The following is a 19,545-nucleotide window of genomic DNA, read 5'->3' on the forward strand; positions in this document are numbered from 1 at the left end:
GCGTTTGCTCTACAGATGTTCATAAAGTGTGACAATGCGCACCGAGGAAGTCCTGGCCGCGATCGCGACCGGCATCTGGCGCTGGGACGACGCGACCGGCCGCGTCACCCTGGACGCCGAGGCGGCCCGGCTCCTCGGCCTGCCCGCCGAACCGGCCTCCCTCACCGCGTCGGGCGCGCGCTCCCACTTCCACCCGGTGGACTGGAACGAGATCCAGGGCATCGTCAGCCTCGCGGTCACGGAGGGGACCCTCGCCGAGGCCCGGCTGCGGATCATGAACGAGAAGGGCCGGGTGCTCCGTACCGTACGGGCGCGGTCCAAGCCGCTCGTCAGGACGCTGCCCGACGGGGTCCAGGTGTACGAGCTGATCGGCACCCTCCAGGAGGTGGCCGAGCCGCGCCCCGGCACCGCCATCGAGGGCAGCTCGATCACCGGGGACTGGCGCAGGTCCCGCGAGGCGTTCCTGCTCGACGCGGGGCGGGCGCTGGCGGAGGCCCGCTCCACGGCCGAGGTGCTGCGGGTCGCGTCGTCGCTGTCCATGCCGGGGTTCTCGCCGGACGGGCTCGCGGTGTTCAGCACCTCGCCGTCGCAGGAGGCGCTGCGGATCGTCGGCCTCCTCGGGAACACGCTGGCGGACGCGGACGACTTCTCCAGCCTGACGGTCGACTCCGACTACCCGGCGTCCGAGGTCATCAGGACCGGCCGGGCGATCTACCTGCCGACGGCGGAGTCGTACAAGGAGCGCTACCCGGACATCTGGCCGCGCATCGAGCCGTTCGCCCGCAACTCCTGGGCCTTCCTGCCGCTGACCGTCGCGGGGCGCACGCTCGGCACGTGGATGGCGGCGTTCAAGAACCGCGTGGCGTTCTCGCCGGACGAGCGCTCCGTCCTGAACACGGTGGCGCGGATGCTGGCGCAGGCGCTGGCGCGCGCGGGGGTCACCGAGAGCGAGCGGGAGCTGTCGCTGGGGCTCCAGCGCTCGATGATGCCGACGCTGAACACGGACATCCCGGGGATGTCGGTGGCGGCGCGGTACGTGCCGACGGGCGGCGGGCTCCAGGTCGGCGGCGACTGGTACGACATGATCCCGCTGCCGGGCGGCACGACCGAGGCGGAGGGGCGGGGCAGCGGGCGGTTCGCGCTGGTCATCGGGGACGTACAGGGGCATGACGTACGGGCGGCGGGGCTGATGGGCCAGCTGCGGATCGCGCTGCGCGCGTACGCGGCGGAGGGGCACCGGCCGGACGCCGTGCTGTCGCGGGCGTCGCGGTTCCTCGCGGGGATGCGGCAGTTCCCGGGGCCGGAGAGCGACGGGGGTACGGGGGCGATGGCGCCGTACGGCGTGGCCGCGGACGGTTCCGCGGACGCGGCCATGACCGACGAGGAGTACGAGAAGACCGGGCCGCGCTTCGCGACCTGCCTGTACATGGAGGTCGACCCGGAGAACGGGACGCTGGAGATCGCGCGGGCGGGGCATCTGGACCCGGTGTTCCGCATGCCGGACGGGACGGCGTTCATCCGGCAGACGGCGGGCGGGCTGCCGCTGGGCATCGAGGCGGACTCCGACTATCCGACGACCCAGATCACGCTCCAGCCGGGGGAGCTGCTGATGCTCTGCACGGACGGGCTCGTCGAGACGGGCGGCCACGACCTGGCGACCGGCTGGGACCGGTTGCGGCCGGTGCTGGAGGGGGACACGGGCTCGTCCCTGGAGGAGCTGGCGGACGCGCTGATGGGCGTGGTGCACGGCCCCGGCTCCCACTACATGACGGGGCCGCTGCCCGAGCACCGGGAGGACGACATCGCGCTCGTCCTGCTCGCGCGGGACGGCTCCCAGCCCCGCGCCGACCGGCAGCCGCCGCCGCGGCGCACGGCGCTGACGATCGCGCAGGCGGAGCCGGAGGGGATCTCGGGGGCGCGGCGGCAGCTGCGGGACCTGCTGCACGACTGGTCGGACGACGAGCAGGTCGACGCGGCGGTGCTGATGGTCTCGGAGATGGTCACGAACGTCCTGGTCCACACGGACGGGGACGCGCTGCTGGTGGCGGAGGCGGCGGGCGAACGCGGCGATCGGCGGTTGCGGGTGGAGGTGGCGGACGTGAACGACGAGCTTCCGCATCGGCGCCGGCCCGGCGAGCTGGCGTCCAGCGGGCGGGGGCTGGTGCTGATGGAGGTGCTGGCGGATGCGTGGGGGGTGAATCCGCGGGGGGAGGGGAAGTCGATCTGGTTCGAACTGTACGAGTCGGAGGACCACGAGCCGGTGGACGCGGCGGGGCGCGCGGACGGCGCGACGCCGTAACGGGGCCGCGCGACGCGGCCGCGCCCAGGCGTTGTCCTCAACCGCCGGACGGGCTGGCCGGGGCCCCGACGCCCCCCGGGCCAAGCCGTGTCCTCAATCGCCGGACGGGCTGGAGAGGGCCCCCGCGCCCCCGGCCCGCCCGACGACCGGACGCGGCCTACGGCCACGCTTCGTCCTCAAGCGCCGGACGGGCTTGATAAGCCCGTCCGCATCACCGGAACCGCCTACGCCACCGCCACCGCGAGCCACCCGCAGATTTCCGACCCGAGGCACCCAAATCAAGCCCGTCCGGCGATTGAGGACGAGGCGTGGTCGTGGGCCGCGTCGACGCGCCTGCGGGAGCGCCCCCATCCAGCCCGTCCGGCGATTGAGGACCCGGCGGGGGCGGGGCGTCGGGCGGGGGCGGGGGGCCGTCGTCAGGGGCGTCGCCCGGGCCCATCCGGAGCCGCGCCTCCGACAGGACCCCCAGCGCCGCCGCCGTCAGCGGCACCGCCAGCAGCGTCCCCAGAACCCCCGCCGTCCCCGCCCCCGCGGTGATCGCCAGCAGGATCACCACCGGGTGCATCTGCACCGTACGACTCTGGATCAACGGCTGGAGCAAGTGCCCCTCCACCGCCTCCACCACGATCAGCACCGCCAGCACCCACAGCCCGATCGCGAAGCCGCGGTCGGCGATCGCGACCAGGACCGCGATCGAGCCGGAGAGCAGCGCGCCGACGAACGGGATGTACGCCCCCACGAACACCAGCGCGCCCAGCCCGATCGCCCCCGGCACCCGCAGGATCAGCAGCCCGATCGTGATGCACACCGCGTCGATCAGCGCGATCAGCGACGTCCCGTGCATGAACCCCGCCACCGCCCGGAACGCGTGCCGGGCCATCGCCTCGACCGTCTCCCCCGTCGACGCCGGCGCCAGCGAGCGGAACGCCCGCGCGATCCGCTCCCCGTCCCGCAGGAAGAAGAAGATCAGCAGCAGCGCCAGCACCGCCGTGGCGATCAGTTCCGCCACCAGGCTGATCCCGTTGACCACCTCGGACGCCGCGGTCGCCCCGTACCGCGAGAGCAGCGACTTCGCGTTCTTCGCGAGGTCGTCCAGCGACGTCCCCGCGAACCCGAAGTGCTCCGAGAGCGTCTTCGCCGCGTCCCGTACCGACGCGACGATCTGGTTCCCGTTGTCGACCAGCGCGTTGACGACGATGTATCCCGCCCCGCCGACCACCACCACGACACACAGGCACGTCAGGAAGGCCGCGACCGACCGGTTCACCCTCAGCCTGACGAGCCATCCGTACACGGGACCCAGCAGCGCCGTACCGAGAATGGCCAGCAGCACCGGCGTCACGACCGCCTTGAGCGTCAGCGACAGCCAGATCACCACCGCCCCCACCGCGGCGGCCAGCACGATCACCCCGCACCAGGCGGCGAACCGCGAGGCACCCCGGGGCAGCAGCGGTGACGGCGAGGGCATCTTCACCCGCCCACCCGACCACGCCGGCCCCCGGTCCGCCGGGCTGACGCGCCCGCCGGACCAGAGGCCGGTGGTCCCCGCTGACCGAAGGTCTTACTGCACGTGCGGGACCGGCACGGTCCCCAGCCGGCCCGCCTGGAAGTCGTCGAACGCCTGCTTGAGCTCCGCCTGGCTGTTCATCACGAACGGCCCGTAGTGCGCCATCGGCTCACGGATCGGACGCCCGCCGAGCAGCACGACCTCCAGGTCCGGGGTGTTCGAGTCCTGCGACTCGTCCGCCCGTACGGTCAGCGAACCGCCCGCCCCGAACACCGCGGTCTGCCCGGTGTGGACCGGCCGCCGGTCGGTACCGACCGCGCCGCGCCCCGCCAGGACGTACGCGATCCCGTTGAAGTCCTCGCGCCACGGCAGCGTGACCTCCGCGCCGGGCCGCAGCGTCGCGTGGACCATCGTGATCGGCGTGTGCGTGATGCCGGGGCCCTCGTGGCCGTCCAGCTCGCCCGCGATGACCCGCAGGAGCGCGCCGCCGTCGTGCGAGGTGAGCAACTGCACCTGGCCGCCGCGGATGTCCTGGTAGCGGGGGTTCATCATCTTGTCCGCCGCCGGCAGGTTCACCCACAGCTGGAGGCCGTGGAACAGCCCGCCCGACATCACCAGCGACTCCGGCGGCGTCTCGATGTGCAGCAGGCCGGAACCCGCCGTCATCCACTGCGTGTCGCCGTTCATGATCGTCCCGCCGCCACCGTTGCTGTCCTGGTGGATGAAGGTGCCGTCGATGATGTACGTCACGGTCTCGAAGCCGCGGTGCGGGTGCCACGGGGTCCCCTTGGGCTCGCCCGGCGCGTAGTCCACCTCACCCATCTGGTCCATCATGATGAACGGGTCGAGATGGGTGTAGTTGATCCCCGCGAACGCGCGGCGCACCGGGAAGCCCTCACCCTCGAAGCCTCCGGGCGCCGTCGAGACGGCGAGCACGGGACGGGCGACGGCGTCGGCGGGGGCAGCGACGCGCGGCAGGGTCAGCGGGTTTTCGACGGTCACGGCGGGCATGAGGTCCTCCTCGATGATGTCCACGCTCAATTTAGTTGAACGGTGAACATCTGGCAAGGCGCGCTTCATTCCCGGGCGGTCACGCATCCATGCCAGGGCACGCGAAAGGGCCCGCACCGCGTCGGTACGGACCCTCGGCGCAGGCCGGGCCGAGCCCTCAGCCGTACATCCGCCGCATCGCGAAGTCCACCATCTGCTCGACCGCCTTCGCGTCGAACACCATCCGGTGGTCCCCCTCCATGTCGAGCACGAAGCCGTACCCCGTCGGCAGCAGGTCGATCACCTCCGCGCCCGTGATCACGAAGTACTTCGACTCCTTGCCCGCGTACCGGCGCAGCTCCTTGAGCGTGCTGAACATCGGGATCACCGGCTGCTGCGTGTTGTGCAGCGCCAGGAACCCCGGGTTGTCGCCGCGCGGGCAGTAGACCTTCGACGTCGCGAAGATCTGCTGGAAGTCCTCGGCCGACAGCGACCCCGTCGTGAACGCCCGTACGGCGTCCCCCAGTGACGGAGGTGATGGTTCCGGATACAGGGGCTGCTCGCCGTACCCGCCGACACCGACACCGCCCATCGGCTGCTGCGGCTGCTGCTGCGGGTGCGCGTACTGCTGCTGAGCGCCCGGGGTCTGGTCGTAGCCGTACATGACCGCAAGAGTACTGAGAATCAGCGCCCGCAGGGGCCCGGTCCGCCTCCGGATGCCCCTCGACGCCCCCCGGCGCCCACTCCGTGCTCCCGGACGCCCCCGAACGCCCCCCGGTCGACCGCGTCACAGTGGCCCGGACGAGGTTGCGTCTTATTACCCATGGGTAGCATCATCGGAGCTACTAACCGGTACATGTCTGAGGAATCCGCCTCCCCGAGCCTTACGGAGCAGTCGCCATGGGGCACTACAAGTCGAATCTCCGCGACATCGAGTTCAACCTCTTCGAGGTCCTCGGGCGCGACAAGCTCTACGGCACGGGTCCGTTCGCGGAGATGGACGTGGAGACGGCCAAGAGCGTCCTCGGCGAGATCGCCCGCCTGGCGGAGAACGATCTGGCCGCGTCCTTCGCCGAGGCCGACCGCACCCCGCCCGTCTTCGACCCGGAGACCCACACCGCCCCGGTCCCGGCGGCCTTCAGGAAGAGCTACCAGGCGTTCATGGACGCCGAGTACTGGCGGCTGGGCCTGCCCGAGGAGATCGGCGGCACGACGGCCCCCCGCTCCCTGATCTGGGCGTACGCGGAGCTGGTGCTCGGCGCCAACCCGGCGGTGTGGATGTACGCGTCGGGCCCGGCCTTCGCCGGCATCCTCTTCGAGGAGGGCAACGAGGCCCAGAAGAAGGTCGCCTCGCTCGCCGTCGAGCGGCAGTGGGGCTCCACGATGGTCCTCACCGAGCCGGACGCGGGCTCGGACGTCGGCGCGGGCCGCACGAAGGCGGTCCAGCAGGACGACGGCACGTGGCACATCGAGGGCGTGAAGCGCTTCATCACGTCCGGCGAGCACGACATGTCGGAGAACATCCTCCACTACGTCCTCGCCCGCCCCGAGGGCGCGGGACCCGGCACGAAGGGCCTGTCCCTCTTCCTCGTACCGAAGTACGAGTTCGACTGGGAGACCGGCGAGCTGGGCGAGCGCAACGGCGTGAAGGCCACGAACGTCGAGCACAAGATGGGCCTCAAGGCCTCCAACACCTGCGAGATGACCTTCGGCGACGGCCGCCCCGCGCGGGGCTGGCTCATCGGCGACAAGCACGACGGCATCCGCCAGATGTTCCGCATCATCGAGTTCGCCCGGATGATGGTCGGTACGAAGGCCATCGCCACGCTCTCCACCGGCTACCTGAACGCGCTGGAGTACGCCAAGGAGCGCGTCCAGGGCCCCGACCTCGCGCAGTTCATGGACAAGGCCGCGCCCAAGGTCACCATCACGCACCACCCCGACGTCCGCCGCTCGCTCATGACGCAGAAGGCGTACGCGGAGGGCATGCGCGCCCTCGTCATGTACACCGCGTCGGTGCAGGACGAGATCGCCGTCAAGGAGGCCGCAGGCGAGGACGTCAAGGCGCTCGCCGGGCTCAACGACCTGCTGCTGCCGATCGTGAAGGGGTACGGCTCCGAGCGGTCGTACGAACAGCTCGCCCAGTCGCTCCAGACGTTCGGCGGCTCCGGCTACCTCCAGGAGTACCCGGTCGAGCAGTACATCCGGGACGCCAAGATCGACACGCTCTACGAGGGCACCACCGCCATCCAGGGCCAGGACTTCTTCTTCCGGAAGATCGTCCGCGACCAGGGCCAGGCGCTGAACTCCCTCGCCGAGGAGATCAAGAAGTTCCTCGCCGTCTCCACGGGCGGTACGGACCTGGCGCCGGCCCGGGACGCGCTCGCCAAGGCCGCCGTCGACCTGGAGGCGATCGTCGGCCGGATGCTGGCGGATCTCACCGCCACGGGCGAGGACGTCAGCAACATCTACAAGGTCGGCCTCAACACCACCCGCCTGCTGATGGTGTCGGGTGACGTGGTCGTCGCGTACCTGCTGCTGCGCGGCGCGGCGGTGGCGGCGGAGAAGCTGGAGACGGCGGCGGCGAAGGACGTGGCGTTCTACCAGGGCAAGATCGCGGCGGCGAAGTTCTTCGCGGCGAACGTGCTGCCCGGGGTGTCGGCGCAGCGCACGGTGGCGGAGTCGGTGGACAACTCGCTGATGGAGCTGCCCGAGTCGGCGTTCTGAGCGCAGCGGGCGAACCCGGCGGACCGGCCACCGACACCGGCCGCCGACCACCAGACACCGACCACCACCCACCGCAGGACGCTTCCCCCAGGGATTTCGGGGGGGGGGGAGGCGTCCTGCGGCGCGTCCGGGGTCCTCCGGCCGCCCGCGACCGGGCCCCCGGGCCGGCGTGCGCCCCCTTCCCGCCCCGTACCGTCGCCGCATTCCCCCCGTAACAACCTGTGGCGATCCCACTGTCACGCCCCGTCGTTATGGTGAACCCCATGAGCACATCCGCCCGCTTCGACCGCGGCCACACCGACGACCTCATGTCCTTCCTCGCGGCCAGCCCTTCGCCGTACCACGCGGTGGCCAACGCTGCGGAGCGGTTGGAGAAGGCCGGGTTTCGGCAGGTGGCGGAGACGGACGCCTGGGACGGGGCGGCGGGTGGGAAGTTCGTCCTGCGCGGCGGCGCGATCATCGCCTGGTTCGTACCGGAGGACGCCCCGCCGCACACCCCGTTCCGGATCGTCGGCGCGCACACCGACTCGCCGAACCTGCGGGTCAAGCCGCTTCCCGACACCGGTTCGTACGGCTGGCGGCAGATCGCCGTCGAGATCTACGGCGGGACGCTGCTCAACACCTGGCTCGACCGGGACCTCGGACTGGCGGGCCGCGTCACCCTGCGCGACGGCTCGAACCGGCTCGTGAACGTCGACCGCGCGCTGCTGCGGGTCCCCCAACTCGCCGTCCACCTGGACCGGTCGGCGAACACGGACGGCCTCAAGCTCGACAGACAGCGCCACATGCAGCCGATCTGGGGACTCGGCCGGCCCGAGGAGGGCGACCTGATCCGCTTCGTGGCGGAGGAGACGGGCGTCGAGGCCGACGACATCACCGGCTGGGACCTCATGCCGCACGCCATCGAGCGCCCCGCGTACCTGGGCCGCGACGAGGAGCTGGTGGCGGGGCCGCGGATGGACAACCTCCTGTCCGTGCACGCGGCGACGGCCGCCCTCGCCGCGGTCGCCGGCCCCGGCGCCGGCGCGCTCCCCCACATCCCCGTCCTCGCCGCCTTCGACCACGAGGAGAACGGCTCGCAGTCGGACACCGGCGCGGACGGCCCGCTGCTCGGCACGGTGCTGGAGCGCTCGGTGCTCTCCCGGGGCGGTACGTACGAGGACCGCGCGCGGGCCTTCGCCGGTACGGTCTGTTTGTCGTCGGACACGGGCCACGCCGTGCACCCCAACTACGGCGACCGCCACGACCCGACGCACAAACCCCGCCCCAACGGCGGCCCGATCCTCAAGGTCAACGTCAACATGCGGTACGCGACGGACGGCAGCGGCCGGGCGGTGTTCGCGGCGGCCTGTGAGCGGGCGGGGGTGCCGTGGCAGTCGTTCGTCTCCAACAACTCGATGCCGTGCGGCACGACGATCGGCCCGATCACCGCGGCCCGGCACGGCATCCAGACGGTCGACATCGGCGTGGCGATCCTGTCGATGCACAGCGCCCGCGAACTGTGCGGCGCGGACGACCCGTACATGCTGGCCAACACGCTGGTCGCCTTCCTGGAGACCTGACCAGGAGCCCTGACCCAGGAGCGCCAACGGAAAGACGAACTTCCGCCCCCCGCATGGCTGTTCCAGACCGGGGTACCCGAGGCACAGGCCCGGAACGGCCAACTGTCAACGGTCAACAGGAGGCGGAAGTCATGGGCATCGGCGGATGTATCGCACTGATCGGCGTGGGAGCCATCCTCACGTTCGCGACCGACTGGCACTCCGACAGCGTGAACGTCGACCTGGTCGGCCTGATCATGATGGCGGTGGGCATCATCGGCATCGCCACCTTCACCAGCATCGCCCGCCGCAGGCGCGCCGTGGTCGCCCCCACGGTGGTCCAACAGGACGACCGCAGGGGCTTCTGACCGGGGCCCCTGACCGGGGGACGGCCACGGCCGAGCCCCCGGCAGCGGACGACATCGACGCCGCCACCGAGGTCAGATCAGAGAAGCGCTCTGGCGACCCGCTGCTTCAGCCGCTCGTCGATGAGGCTTTCCACCGTGCGCCACATGGCGTCGGTGACCTCGTCGGTCTGTAGTTCGCCGACGTCGGCGGTGGTACGGAAGAGGAATCGGAAGTCGACGTGCTGGTGCGCGGGCTCTTCCTTGGCCGGGTTCGCGTCGATGGGGTGGACGTCGATGTGCAGCGGGGTCTCGCTGTGCGGGGTGACGAGGTAGGGCGGGATACCGGTCTCTTCGGCGAGTTCCCGGCCGGCGGCTTGCAGGAGCGTGTTGTCGGACGGCTCGATGTGGCCGCCGGGGAGCAGCCATTTGCCGGTGGCGATGTGGAGAATGTGCAGGACACGGCCGTCGCGGCCGACGAGGATCGCGCCCGCGGTGACGTGTCCCGGCAGGGACGTGCGGCTGGTGAGGTCGCCGCCGCTGTCGAGGAGGTCCTGAAGGATCTCGATCTCGTCCTTGTCCTCGGGGTGCAGGTCGAGGTACGCGGTGACGGTGGTGCGGATGTGGTCGGCCGTGATGGGCATGGTGATCACCTGTTGAAGTAGGAGAGCCAGGTCGCCGCGATGGCCTCGCGGTCGGGGGCGGGGACCTCGTGGATGCCAGGAGCGAGATCCCCGCGGGTGAGCGTCCGGATCGCGGCGAGGATTTCGGCCTGGATCAGGAAGATGAACGGCCCAACGCTCGCGCCGTGGAGGAAGTTGACGGCATTGCCGCCGTTCGCCAGATAGAAGTAATGGCCGATGGTTTGGTAGCGGGTGATGTGGTCACCGACGACCGTGCGGGTGTAGACGTCCGGCAGGCCGGCGAGGTCCAGCTCGTCCTCGCTGGACGTGACAGTGGCGACGTAGGCGCCGTTGCGCAGATGGGAGAAGTCTTCCCCGCGCAGGGAGACCGCGCCTGTCGCACAGAGCACCAGGCCGGCGCCGGTGAGCGCGCTCTCGCGGTCGCGGGCGACGGTGAAGCCCTGGGACAGGGCTTGGGTACGGCGTACGGAGTCGATGTCGAAGACGGTGACCTGGACGCCCTTGGCATGCAGGAGCCGGGCGATGGAGGAGCCGAGCTTGCCGAATCCGATCACGAGGGCGGGGCGGCCATGGAGGATGTCGCCGCGGCCACGCATGACGGCCTCGGTGGAGAACACGACGGACTGGCCGACGAGGTAGTCCTCGGGGTCCTTGAGTGGAGAGCGGGCCACCGAGACGACGGGGCAAGGCAGTTTGTCGAGAGCTTCGTAGCGGCGGTGGCCGTTCTCGGTGTCCTCGACGACGCCGGCCAGGCGTCCGGTGAAGTGGCTGTGGAGGTCGGTGAGGGCGGGGGCGAAGTAGCCGCCGACGTCGAGAAGGCAGATGGGTTCCCCGGCCGCCCGGGATTCGAAGTAGTCCAGCGCGGTGTCCGGTTCTGTGAACAGTTCACGCGTCAGGGTGTCGACAGCGACGGTCCGCTCGATCTCGCGCCGGGCGGCCGGGTGGACGGACTTCGGCTTGGGCAGCACAGCCGTGAGCCGGGACATCGCGGCAACGGCGCGGACGAATGCCGGGCGCTCGGCCAACAGGTGGGTGATCAGGAACGAGGAGGTCCGCTCGTCGGGGGCGAACTGGGATGCGATCCGGGCGAAGTAGGCGTCCAGCCTCGCGCGTTCGAAGGTTTCCACGGCAGTTCCCTCTCATCCGTACAACCGAGGCCTTGCGGAAAGTTCCGCACCGCACGCTCGCCGACTGCCCACCGGGCCGGTGACAGTCGGCGGCCATACGGTGCGGGGCCGGCGGACCAGAAGCAGCCGGGATCCGACCGCCTCGATCCGCCGACCGCGTTGAGCGGCCATCGTCTTAGGGCCGAGGTGTGACGCGGCCGGGGCCAGCACGCCGTAGATGTCAGGCAAGGCCAACACGTCCAGGAGACCGATGAAGGCCACGGAATTGACGTCGGCACTCGCCTCGCGGTCGGTGAAGACGCCGGACAGCTCCAGTTCGTGGCTGCGGCAGTACTCGGCGAGCGAGGCGACCAGCGCCGCGTGCCGCGCCGCGGAGACGCGCACCAGCCGCAGAAAACCGTAGACGACAGGCCCGCTGACCGGGCGGTGTTCCGTAAGGGGCTCCATGCCGGGGGACCGTCCCAAGGGTCGACAAGTGGTGACGATCCTGAGCATGGAGGTCGCCGGACTCCCGGCCAATCACCCGGCGTTCTACTTCCGTTCCACTTTCGTCCCGCCCCTTGCACGCGTCTGCTTCGATGACGGCGGAAGGGAGTGAGCGTGGCAACCGTGCACCACTGGACCGGCCTGGAGGCCAGGGCACTGCGTCTCGCCCTGCGTCTGAGTGTGCGGGCCTTCGCCGAGCATCTCGGCGTGGCCGTCGCGACGGTCTCGAAGTGGGAGAGCAAGCGGGCCGAAACCGAGCCCAGACCCGACACCCAAGCCATCCTCGACACCGCCCTGGGACGCGCGGACGCCCACGCCCACCTGCGCTTCGAGACATTCCTGTCCGAGATGGCCGGGACCACGCGAGGCGCCGGGCGGCGCGTCACCGCCGTCGGTCCCCGAGCCTGGGAGTACGAATCGTGGGCCGATGACCTGGACCGCGTCGTGGGCGCGCTCTCCCGTCAGAACTTCGTCTTCGCAGACAGCCTGCTCAGCCGCTGGTTGGCGCGGTTCAACGCCAGAGAGCTGGACGAGAAGGGCCTGTACCTCTTCGCTCGCTCAACGGCGCTGATCGGGGATCTCAAACGTGACCAAGGGGCGCTGCTCGGCCCCCTCTCCGCCCAGCACTCATACGCCGGAGCGCGCGCGGTCTTCACCCAGCTCGACATCCCGCGTCGTGTCGCCCAGCTCGACCTCTCCCTCGCGGTGATCACGGAAATGTCCGGCAGGCTGGAGGTTGCCGCCCGCCACTACGAAACCCTCGCGGTTGACGACCGGCTCTCCCGCCGGGACCGTGCCAGGGCCCGCCTGTGGGTGGGCACGGCGCTGAGCAAGAACGGTCGCCACGACTACGCGACCCGCGTCATGCGGGCCGCGACCCGCGACTTCGAGGACCTCGCCGAACCCGACGACTGGTCGGTCGCCCACCAGAAACTCGCCCTCGCCCGCCGCGGCGCCGGCGACCTCACCCAAGCCCTGCACTTCATCGACATCGCCCGCAGCAGCGGGACCACCGACTCTCCGATGCAACGCGTACGGCTGGACACCGCTCATGGCCACATCCTGCTCTCCGACGCGGCGACCCGTGATGATGGACTTCTCGTCCTCGATCAGGCCACCCGGGCGGCCGGACAGTACGGACTCGTACACCAACTGCGCAGTATCGAGGGCATCAAGGCCATGAACGAGGGGCCGACCGGCCCCCGGCGACGGTGACCAAGGAGAAAAAAGTGAGCGACAACCAGCGGGCCATCACGGAGGACCAGTGGCGCCGGGCCGCGCTCATCTGGGACTACCACCAGATGCATCACCGGCTACGGCCGGTCGACGTGGCGATCGGGCTGGGCAGCCACGACTTGGGCGTCGCCACTCACTCCGTCGAGTTGTACCGCGCCGGGCTGTTTTCGACCCTGGTGTTCACCGGCGGCAACAGCCCCACCACCGCCAAGGTCTTCCCGCGCGGCGAGGCCGTCCACTTCCGCGAGCACGCCATCGACCTCGGCGTCCCCGCCGAGGCGATCCTGCTGGAACCGAAGGCAGGTAACACCGGGCAGAACGTCACCCTGTCCCGGGAGGTCCTCGCCGCTGCCGGCATCACCCCGAGGACAGTGATGTTGGTTTCCAAGCCCTACATGGAACGGCGGTCGTTCGCGACCGCCCGAAAGCTGTGGCCCGACGTCGAGATCCTCTGCGCGTCGGAGCCGTTGGAGTTCGACGACTACGTGAAGTCCATCGGCGACGGGGAGCTCGTCCTGGACATGCTCGTGGGCGATCTCCAGCGGGTCATCGAGTATCCGAAGCTCGGATTCGCCATCGAGCAGGAGGTCCCGGAGGACGTGCATGGAGCGTACGAATCCCTTGTCCAGGATGGCTTCACCAGCCGTCTCATCTCTTCCTGACCTGCCCCGACCGGGCGGGCTGTGCGCAATTCACCAGCCCAATCTGTTCCCGAGACTGACGACACTCGCGAAGCTGTTCGCGGCGGACTACTGGATCGTCCTGGACGACGTGCAGTTCACCCGCCGCGACTACCAGCACCGAGCCCGCCTCGGGGCCCTCAATGAGCCGAACCGTTCGCAGTGGCTCACCGTTCCCACACGCCTTCCCCACGGACGGCCGACCCTCATCAGGGACGCGTTGATCGATGATCCGGACCGGAGCCGACGGAAGACCGCCGGGATGCTGCGGCAGCACTACGGGGCGAGCGCGCACTGGCCGGTACTCGCCCAGGCCATGGACCCCGTCCTGACCGCCTTCGACACCGGCAGGACCGCGGCCGTTGCCAAGGCCTCCACTCGCGTTCTGCTCGACCTGCTCGGCTGGCAGGGCCAGATCCTCACCAGCAGCGATCTGCCCTCCCGCCCAGGACGCTCCCAGAGGCTCGCGGATCTCTCCGCCGTAACCGGAGCCCGCGCGTACGTGTGCGGGACCGGCGGCATGACCTACCTCGACCCAGCACCGTTCGCCGCCGACGGCATCGCCGTCGTACCGTTCCGGCCGCCGACGACCCCCCTGTGGTCCTCCGGCCGACGGCTCAGTGCGATGGGGGCGTTGGCGGCACTCGGCCCGCGAGATCTGGCCGCCTGCCTGCGGAGAGTTGCCCTGGATCACAGCCGTCCGGCGCCGCGGTGGACGCGGTCAAGGCCCACCCTCCGCGAGTCGGCCGTGTCCGGGGCCGACGCCCACACCGTCGTCAACGCGGCCGGGCTCGCGCCGAAGCCGCGTTGATGACGTGATGACCACCCGGCCGACAACCCGCTCAGGCGTCCGTCGCCGGGGGGTTGGTGTCCATGCCTGCCAGGACCAGGGTGAGGCGGGAGGTGCCCTCCGGGGTTACGTGGAGCGGGACGCCCCAGTCCTGTTGGTGGACGTGGCAGGCCGGGTATTCGTTCGACGGGTCGTCGTCGCAGGACGCGGCCATCGCCGAGACGTGCAGGACGCCTTCCGTGATCCCGTCGGCCAGGAGCAGGGCGCGGTGGAGGTCCGTGCCGGCGCCGGAGCCGTCCGCCAGGAGTTCGGGCGGGGTCGCGGAGACCAGCAGGCGGGTCGACGGGCCGTAGCGGGTGTCGAGCTTCTGGCCCGAGGGGGCCGTGAAGACGACGTCCAACCGGAGCGCGCCCGGCGCCACTTCGGTGGCCGCGCGCCGCGTGCGGTGGGCGACGGACTCGACCCGTACCGCCTCCTCGGGGAGCCGCAGCCGGGTCAGTCGGTGGCGCGCCGACTCCACCACCACGATGTCCTCGCCGACCAGCACGGCGGCGGACGGCTCCCGCAGGTCCGTGGCGAGCGTCGTCACCTCGCCCGTCGCGGGGTCGAAGCGGCGCAGGGCGTGGTTGTACGTGTCCGCCACCGCGACGGAGCCGTCCGGCAGCGCGGTGACCCCCAACGGGTGCTGGAGCAGGGCCTGTTCGGCCGGGCCGTCGCGGTGGCCGAAGTCGAAGAGGCCCGTCCCCACGGCGGTGTGCACGGTGAAGTCCCCTGACGCGGAGGTACGTTCCACGTAGCGCAGCGCGCTCGTCTCCGAGTCCGCCACCCACAGCCGGTCCCCCGCCGCCGCGAGACCCGACGGCTGCGCGAACCACGCCTCGGCCGCGGGACCGTCCACCAGGCCCTCGTTGGTCGTGCCGGCCGCGACCTCGACCGTGCCGGTCGCCGGGTCGTACGTCCACAGCTGGTGCACGCCGGCCATCGCGATCCACACCCGGTCCGCCCACCACGCCACGTCCCACGGCGACGAGAGGTCGACCTCCAGCGCCGGCCCCGAGGTCGGCGAGCCCTGCCACCACTGCCGCCCCGTCCCGGCGACGGTCCTGATCTCGCCGCCGACCGGGTCGTACGTACGCAGCGCGTGGTTCACGGTGTCGGCGACGATCACCGTGCCGTCGGGCAGCAGCGCCAGCCCCTGCGGCTCGCTGAACGAATCCGGCCCGAACCCGCGCCCGCCGGTCCCGATCCGCCGTACGACCGTCTCACCGTCCGGCTCCAGCTCGACCAGCTGGTGGCGGGTGGAGTCGGACACGAGGAGGTTCCCGCTCCCCGGCAGCACGACCGCCTTCCCGGGGAACCGCAGATCCGTGGCCACGGCCTCGGGCGCCACATACGGCCCGTCCCCGCGCCGCAGCGTCCCTTTGGCCGCGTGCTCCGCCTCCAACTCCTCCACGAGCTTCTGGATGGCGTGCGCGTGCCCCTCGCCCGCGTGCTGCGCGACGACGTACCCCTCGGGATCGATCACGACCAGCGTCGGCCACGCCCGCACGGCGTACTGCTTCCAGGTCGCCAGCTCGGGATCGTCCAGGACCGGGTGGTGCACCTCGTACCGCTCGACGGCGTCGACCACCGCCTGGTGCTCGGCCTCGTGCACGAACTTCGGCGAGTGCACCCCGATGATCACCACCGTGTCCCGGTGCTTCTCCTCCAGCTCCCGCAGCTCGTCCAGGACGTGCAGGCAGTTGATGCAGCAGAACGTCCAGAAGTCGAGTACGACGATACGTCCCCGCAGGTCGGCGAGGGTGTAGGAGGTGTCACCCGTATTCAGCCAGCCACCCTTCCCGACCAGCTCGGGAGCGCGGACACGGACACGGCGCGGGGCCGGAGAAGCAGCGTTCATGTGTCAAGGGTGCCATTTCGGCCCGGGACCCTCTCGACCGGGAGGCCGGGGGCCGCTTACCTTCTCGGGATGCGAACTGGGGAGCTGCTGGGGACGGGCAGAAGCGCGGACGTGTACGCGTACGGCGAGGGGTGGGTGCTGCGGCGCTACCGGGTCGGGCTGGACGCCGGCCCCGAGGCGGTGGTCATGGAGCACCTGCGGGAGCACGGCTATCCGGTGCCACGCGTCCGGCCGCCCCGCCCCGAGGTGCCCCGCGAGCTGGTGATGGAGCGGCTGTCGGGGCCGACGATGCTGGAGACGCTGGCGCGCGGCGGGACCACTCCCGAGGCGGCGGGGGCGCAACTGGCCGGGCTGCTGCGGCGGCTGCACGCGGTGCCCGCGCGCGTCGGGGCGCGGCCCGGGGACCGGGTGCTGCATCTCGACCTCCACCCGGACAACGTGATGCTCACGCCGGACGGACCCGTCGTGATCGACTGGAGCAACACCGAGGAGGGCCCGCCCGGCCTCGACCTGGCGATGTCCGCGCTGATCCTGGCGCAGGTCGCGGTGAGCGGCGCACCCCTCGCCGAGGGCGCGGGGGCGGGGCTGGTGGCGCTGCTGCGGGCGGCGGGGCGGGTAAGCGGGCCGGGGGACGCATCGGGGGAGTCCTTCGAGGACCTTCTCCTGGACGTACGGGAGCGGCGCGCCGCCAATCCCACCCTCTCCGACGCCGAACGGGAACAGCTGGACGAGGCGGTGACTCTGGTGCGTCACCGGTACGACGCGGTGGTCCCCGGGTAGGCGTTCCGCATGAAATATCTCGTGCGCGACAAGATCTTCGCGATCGGCGACGACTACTGGATCGAGGACGAGGACGGCCGCAAGGCCTTCCTCGTCGACGGCAAGGCGCTGCGGCTCCGCGACACGCTGGAGCTCAAGGACACCGACGGGCGGGTGCTGATCACGCTGCGGCAGAAGCTGGTCAGCCTGCGGGACACGATGACGCTGGAGCGGGACGGCGAGACGCTCGCGACCATCCGCAAGAAGCGGCTGTCCCTGCTGCGCAACCACTACCGGGTGAGCCTCGCCGACGGCTCCGACCTGGAGGTCAGCGGCCGGATCCTGGACCGGGAGTTCGCGGTCGAGTACGACGGCGAGCTGCTGGCGGACATCTCGCGCCGCTGGCTGCGGGTACGGGAGACGTACGGCGTCGAGGTCGTACGGGACGACTCCGACCACGCCCTCCTCCTCGCCGTCGCGGTGTGCGTGATCCGGATGGCGGAGAAGGAGCGGGAGGACGGGTGAAGCGGGAGGACGGGTGAGGGGTGAGGGGTGACGGGTCACGCGTGACGGGTCACGCGTGAAAGGCGGCGGCTGACAGCATGCGGGCCCCGAGGCCCGCTCAGTCGCGTACCGGCGGGGCCGCCAGCCCCAGCCGCCGGTCCTTCAGCGCCGGGAACTGCTCGCGTGTCACCGCCACCCGCGCCGGGTCCAGCTCGACCGTCAGGACCTCCTCGCCGTCCCCCGCCTCGGCCAGCACCTCGCCCCACGGGTCCACGACCACGCTGTGCCCCGCCTGCTCCACGCCCGCGTGGGTCCCGGCGGTCCCGCAGGCCAGGACGTACGACTGGTTCTCCACCGCGCGGGCCCGCGCCAGCAGCGACCAGTGCGCGCGCCGCCGCGCGGGCCAGCCGGCCGGGACGACGAGCACCTGCGCGCCCGCGTCGACCAGGCCCCGGAAGAGCTCGGGGAAGCGGAGGTCGTAGCAGGTGGCGAGGCCGATCGTGGTGTCGGGGAGCGCCACGGTGACCAGTTCGGCGCCCGCGTCCATCAGCGTCGCCTCGCCCTTGTCGAAGCCGAAGCGGTGGATCTTCCGGTACGTACGGACCAGCTCGCCGGCGGGGGAGATGACCAGCGAGGTGTTGAAGAGGCGGTCGGAACCCCCGTCCCGCACCCGCTCCACGATCGACCCCGCGTGCAGCCAGACCCCCGCGTCGCGCGCCGCCGCCGACATCGCCCCGAACGTCGGGCCGTCCGGCGTTTCCGCCTCCACGGCAAAAAGTTCGTACGCGAATGCCCCCATGGGCCACAGTTCCGGCAGCACCACCAGGTCCGCGCCGCGCTGTTCCCGTACCAGCGCCGCCACCCGCCACCTACGGGATTCGACCGATTCGTCCGGGTCTACTGCGATCTGGAGGAGAGAGGCGCGCACAGTACCACCGTCCTGGCATTCGAGCCGTCAACACGGGCCTACGATCGTCACACGAAAGCACTGCCGGGGTGCCATCGGGCAGCGTAACTTAGCTGCCGAGCCTCCCACGCAGCCCGCAGACCGCAGCCAGCAAGCAAGCCAGCCCGCGTACCGCAGAACCGCCGAGGGGTCCCGTGACCGTCCATCCCAGCCTTCAAACCTACGCCGATGCCTGGACCCACTCCATCGAGGCCATAGTCGAGCTGGTGCAGCCGCTCGTCGAGGGCGAATGGAACTGGCGCACACCGTGCCCCGCCTGGTCCGTACGCGATGTCGTCTCGCACGTCATCGGCATGGAGTCTGAAATGCTCGGGGACCCACGGCCGATCCACTCCCTGCCGCGTGATCTCTACCACGTGCAGACCGAGTTCGCCCGGTACATGGAGATGCAGGTCGACGTGCGGCGGCACCACACCGCGCCGGAGATGACGGCCGAGCTGGAGTACACGATCATCCGCCGCAACCGTCAGCTGCGGAACGAGACCCGCTCGCCCGACACGATGGTCCGGGCCCCTCTGGGCAAGGAGCAGACCCTCGAAACCGCCCTGCGCGCGCGGGCGTTCGACGTCTGGGTCCATGAGCAGGATCTCCGTACGACCCTGAACCGGCCGGGCAACCTCGACTCCCCCGGCGCCCACGTGACCCGCGACGCGCTGCTGGCCGCGCTGCCGAAGGTCGTCGCCAAGGACGCGGGCCTGCCGCCCAACTCCGCCGTGGTCATCGATGTGCACGGCCCGCTGGAGTTCCTGCGGACGGTCCGGGTGGACGGGGACGGCCGCGGCTCGATCGACGGCTCGCCCTCGCTCGGCCCGCTGGTGTCCCTGGCGCTGGACTGGGAGACGTACTACCGGCTGGCGTGCGGCCGGGTGCGGTACAACGCGGTGGCGGACCGCGTGAAGATCGACGGCGACCAGGAGCTGGCGGCGGCGATCCTGCGCGAGTTCGCGGTCACGCGCTAGCGGGTCGGGGCAGTCGGTCCGCGAGGCCCCGCACGCCTCACGCGGCCGCGCCCAGGCCTCACGCCGCCGCGGTCACGCCGGACCT

At 71.0% G+C, this 19,545-nt stretch carries 18 protein-coding genes; 10 read left to right on the forward strand and 8 right to left on the reverse strand.

Annotated features, from left to right (window positions below; translation table 11 throughout):
• Positions 1–34 precede the first annotated feature (34 nt).
• Entirely contained in the window at positions 35–2,299 is a 2,265-nt protein-coding gene (locus ACIODU_RS02115) for a SpoIIE family protein phosphatase (RefSeq protein ID WP_401762884.1), read from the forward strand.
• Positions 2,300–2,510: 211 nt separating this feature from the next.
• On the opposite strand, the gene ACIODU_RS02120 is transcribed toward ACIODU_RS02115, so the two are convergent.
• The 3 genes from ACIODU_RS02120 to ACIODU_RS02130 form a co-directional block, all read right to left on the reverse strand.
• Positions 2,511–3,767: an AI-2E family transporter gene (locus tag ACIODU_RS02120; protein ID WP_401763502.1), complete on the reverse strand. Its 1,257-nt coding sequence runs from the start codon at positions 3,765–3,767 to the stop codon at positions 2,511–2,513.
• Positions 3,768–3,860: 93 nt separating this feature from the next.
• Complete coding sequence (locus ACIODU_RS02125; RefSeq protein WP_401763505.1) at positions 3,861–4,817, reverse strand: pirin family protein; 957 nt, start codon at positions 4,815–4,817, stop codon at positions 3,861–3,863.
• A 157-nt stretch (positions 4,818–4,974) separates the two neighbouring features.
• Complete coding sequence (locus ACIODU_RS02130) at positions 4,975–5,460, reverse strand: SseB family protein (protein WP_161307010.1); 486 nt, start codon at positions 5,458–5,460, stop codon at positions 4,975–4,977.
• 236 nt (positions 5,461–5,696) lie between these two features.
• Between ACIODU_RS02130 and ACIODU_RS02135 the strand changes: the two genes are divergently transcribed.
• The 3 genes from ACIODU_RS02135 to ACIODU_RS02145 all read left to right on the forward strand — a co-directional run bounded on the left by ACIODU_RS02135 (position 5,697) and on the right by ACIODU_RS02145 (position 9,432).
• The gene (locus tag ACIODU_RS02135; RefSeq protein WP_401762887.1) at positions 5,697–7,523 is read left to right on the forward strand and encodes an acyl-CoA dehydrogenase; all 1,827 of its coding nucleotides are present in this window, start codon (positions 5,697–5,699) and stop codon (positions 7,521–7,523) included.
• 263 nt (positions 7,524–7,786) lie between these two features.
• Positions 7,787–9,085 (forward strand): M18 family aminopeptidase, encoded by a 1,299-nt coding sequence (locus ACIODU_RS02140; RefSeq protein WP_401762889.1) that lies wholly within the window; start codon positions 7,787–7,789, stop codon positions 9,083–9,085.
• 131 nt (positions 9,086–9,216) lie between these two features.
• Positions 9,217–9,432, forward strand: a complete 216-nt coding sequence (locus tag ACIODU_RS02145) for a DUF6458 family protein (RefSeq protein WP_356418299.1) — start codon at positions 9,217–9,219, stop codon at positions 9,430–9,432.
• A gap of 77 nt (positions 9,433–9,509) precedes the next feature.
• Here ACIODU_RS02145 and ACIODU_RS02150 read toward each other — a convergent pair whose 3' ends face one another.
• The 3 genes from ACIODU_RS02150 to ACIODU_RS02160 are packed head-to-tail and all read right to left on the reverse strand — an operon-like array spanning position 9,510 to position 11,626.
• Positions 9,510–10,052: an NUDIX hydrolase gene (locus ACIODU_RS02150; RefSeq protein ID WP_401762892.1), complete on the reverse strand. Its 543-nt coding sequence runs from the start codon at positions 10,050–10,052 to the stop codon at positions 9,510–9,512.
• A 5-nt stretch (positions 10,053–10,057) separates the two neighbouring features.
• Positions 10,058–11,179, reverse strand: a complete 1,122-nt coding sequence (locus tag ACIODU_RS02155; protein WP_401762894.1) for an adenosylhomocysteinase — start codon at positions 11,177–11,179, stop codon at positions 10,058–10,060.
• 12 nt (positions 11,180–11,191) lie between these two features.
• Positions 11,192–11,626, reverse strand: a complete 435-nt coding sequence (locus ACIODU_RS02160) for a hypothetical protein (RefSeq protein WP_401762897.1) — start codon at positions 11,624–11,626, stop codon at positions 11,192–11,194.
• Between the two features lie 153 nt (positions 11,627–11,779).
• Here ACIODU_RS02160 and ACIODU_RS02165 point away from each other — a divergent pair, with 153 nt between their 5' ends.
• Genes ACIODU_RS02165 through ACIODU_RS02175 form a run of 3 tightly spaced genes read left to right on the forward strand, consistent with a single transcriptional unit; the run spans position 11,780 to position 14,392 of the window.
• The gene (locus ACIODU_RS02165) at positions 11,780–12,880 is read left to right on the forward strand and encodes a helix-turn-helix domain-containing protein (RefSeq protein WP_356418293.1); all 1,101 of its coding nucleotides are present in this window, start codon (positions 11,780–11,782) and stop codon (positions 12,878–12,880) included.
• Between the two features lie 14 nt (positions 12,881–12,894).
• Positions 12,895–13,563, forward strand: a complete 669-nt coding sequence (locus ACIODU_RS02170; RefSeq protein ID WP_401762900.1) for a YdcF family protein — start codon at positions 12,895–12,897, stop codon at positions 13,561–13,563.
• Complete coding sequence (locus tag ACIODU_RS02175; RefSeq protein WP_401762903.1) at positions 13,532–14,392, forward strand: WbqC family protein; 861 nt, start codon at positions 13,532–13,534, stop codon at positions 14,390–14,392. Before ACIODU_RS02170 ends, ACIODU_RS02175 begins: the two co-directional genes overlap by 32 nt.
• Positions 14,393–14,423: 31 nt before the next feature.
• Here ACIODU_RS02175 and ACIODU_RS02180 read toward each other — a convergent pair whose 3' ends face one another.
• Positions 14,424–16,271 carry an NHL domain-containing thioredoxin family protein gene (locus ACIODU_RS02180; protein WP_401762906.1) on the reverse strand — a complete coding sequence of 616 codons (1,848 nt, stop codon included), beginning with the start codon at positions 16,269–16,271 and terminating at the stop codon, positions 14,424–14,426.
• Between the two features lie 69 nt (positions 16,272–16,340).
• Between ACIODU_RS02180 and ACIODU_RS02185 the strand changes: the two genes are divergently transcribed.
• Both ACIODU_RS02185 and ACIODU_RS02190 read left to right on the forward strand, forming a co-directional pair.
• Entirely contained in the window at positions 16,341–17,051 is a 711-nt protein-coding gene (locus ACIODU_RS02185) for a phosphotransferase (RefSeq protein WP_401762909.1), read from the forward strand.
• 9 nt (positions 17,052–17,060) lie between these two features.
• Positions 17,061–17,555 carry an LURP-one-related family protein gene (locus ACIODU_RS02190; RefSeq protein ID WP_356418283.1) on the forward strand — a complete coding sequence of 165 codons (495 nt, stop codon included), beginning with the start codon at positions 17,061–17,063 and terminating at the stop codon, positions 17,553–17,555.
• A gap of 97 nt (positions 17,556–17,652) precedes the next feature.
• On the opposite strand, the gene ACIODU_RS02195 is transcribed toward ACIODU_RS02190, so the two are convergent.
• Positions 17,653–18,462, reverse strand: coding sequence for a carbon-nitrogen family hydrolase (locus ACIODU_RS02195; protein WP_401762912.1), 810 nt, complete (start codon positions 18,460–18,462; stop codon positions 17,653–17,655).
• A 173-nt stretch (positions 18,463–18,635) separates the two neighbouring features.
• Here ACIODU_RS02195 and ACIODU_RS02200 point away from each other — a divergent pair, with 173 nt between their 5' ends.
• On the forward strand, positions 18,636–19,460 hold the full coding sequence (locus tag ACIODU_RS02200; protein ID WP_356418279.1) for a maleylpyruvate isomerase family mycothiol-dependent enzyme: 825 nt from the start codon (positions 18,636–18,638) through the stop codon (positions 19,458–19,460).
• Positions 19,461–19,545 lie beyond the last annotated feature (85 nt).

Source organism: Streptomyces sp. NPDC088261, assembly GCF_044740805.1.
Taxonomy (GTDB): Bacteria; Actinomycetota; Actinomycetes; order Streptomycetales; family Streptomycetaceae; genus Streptomyces.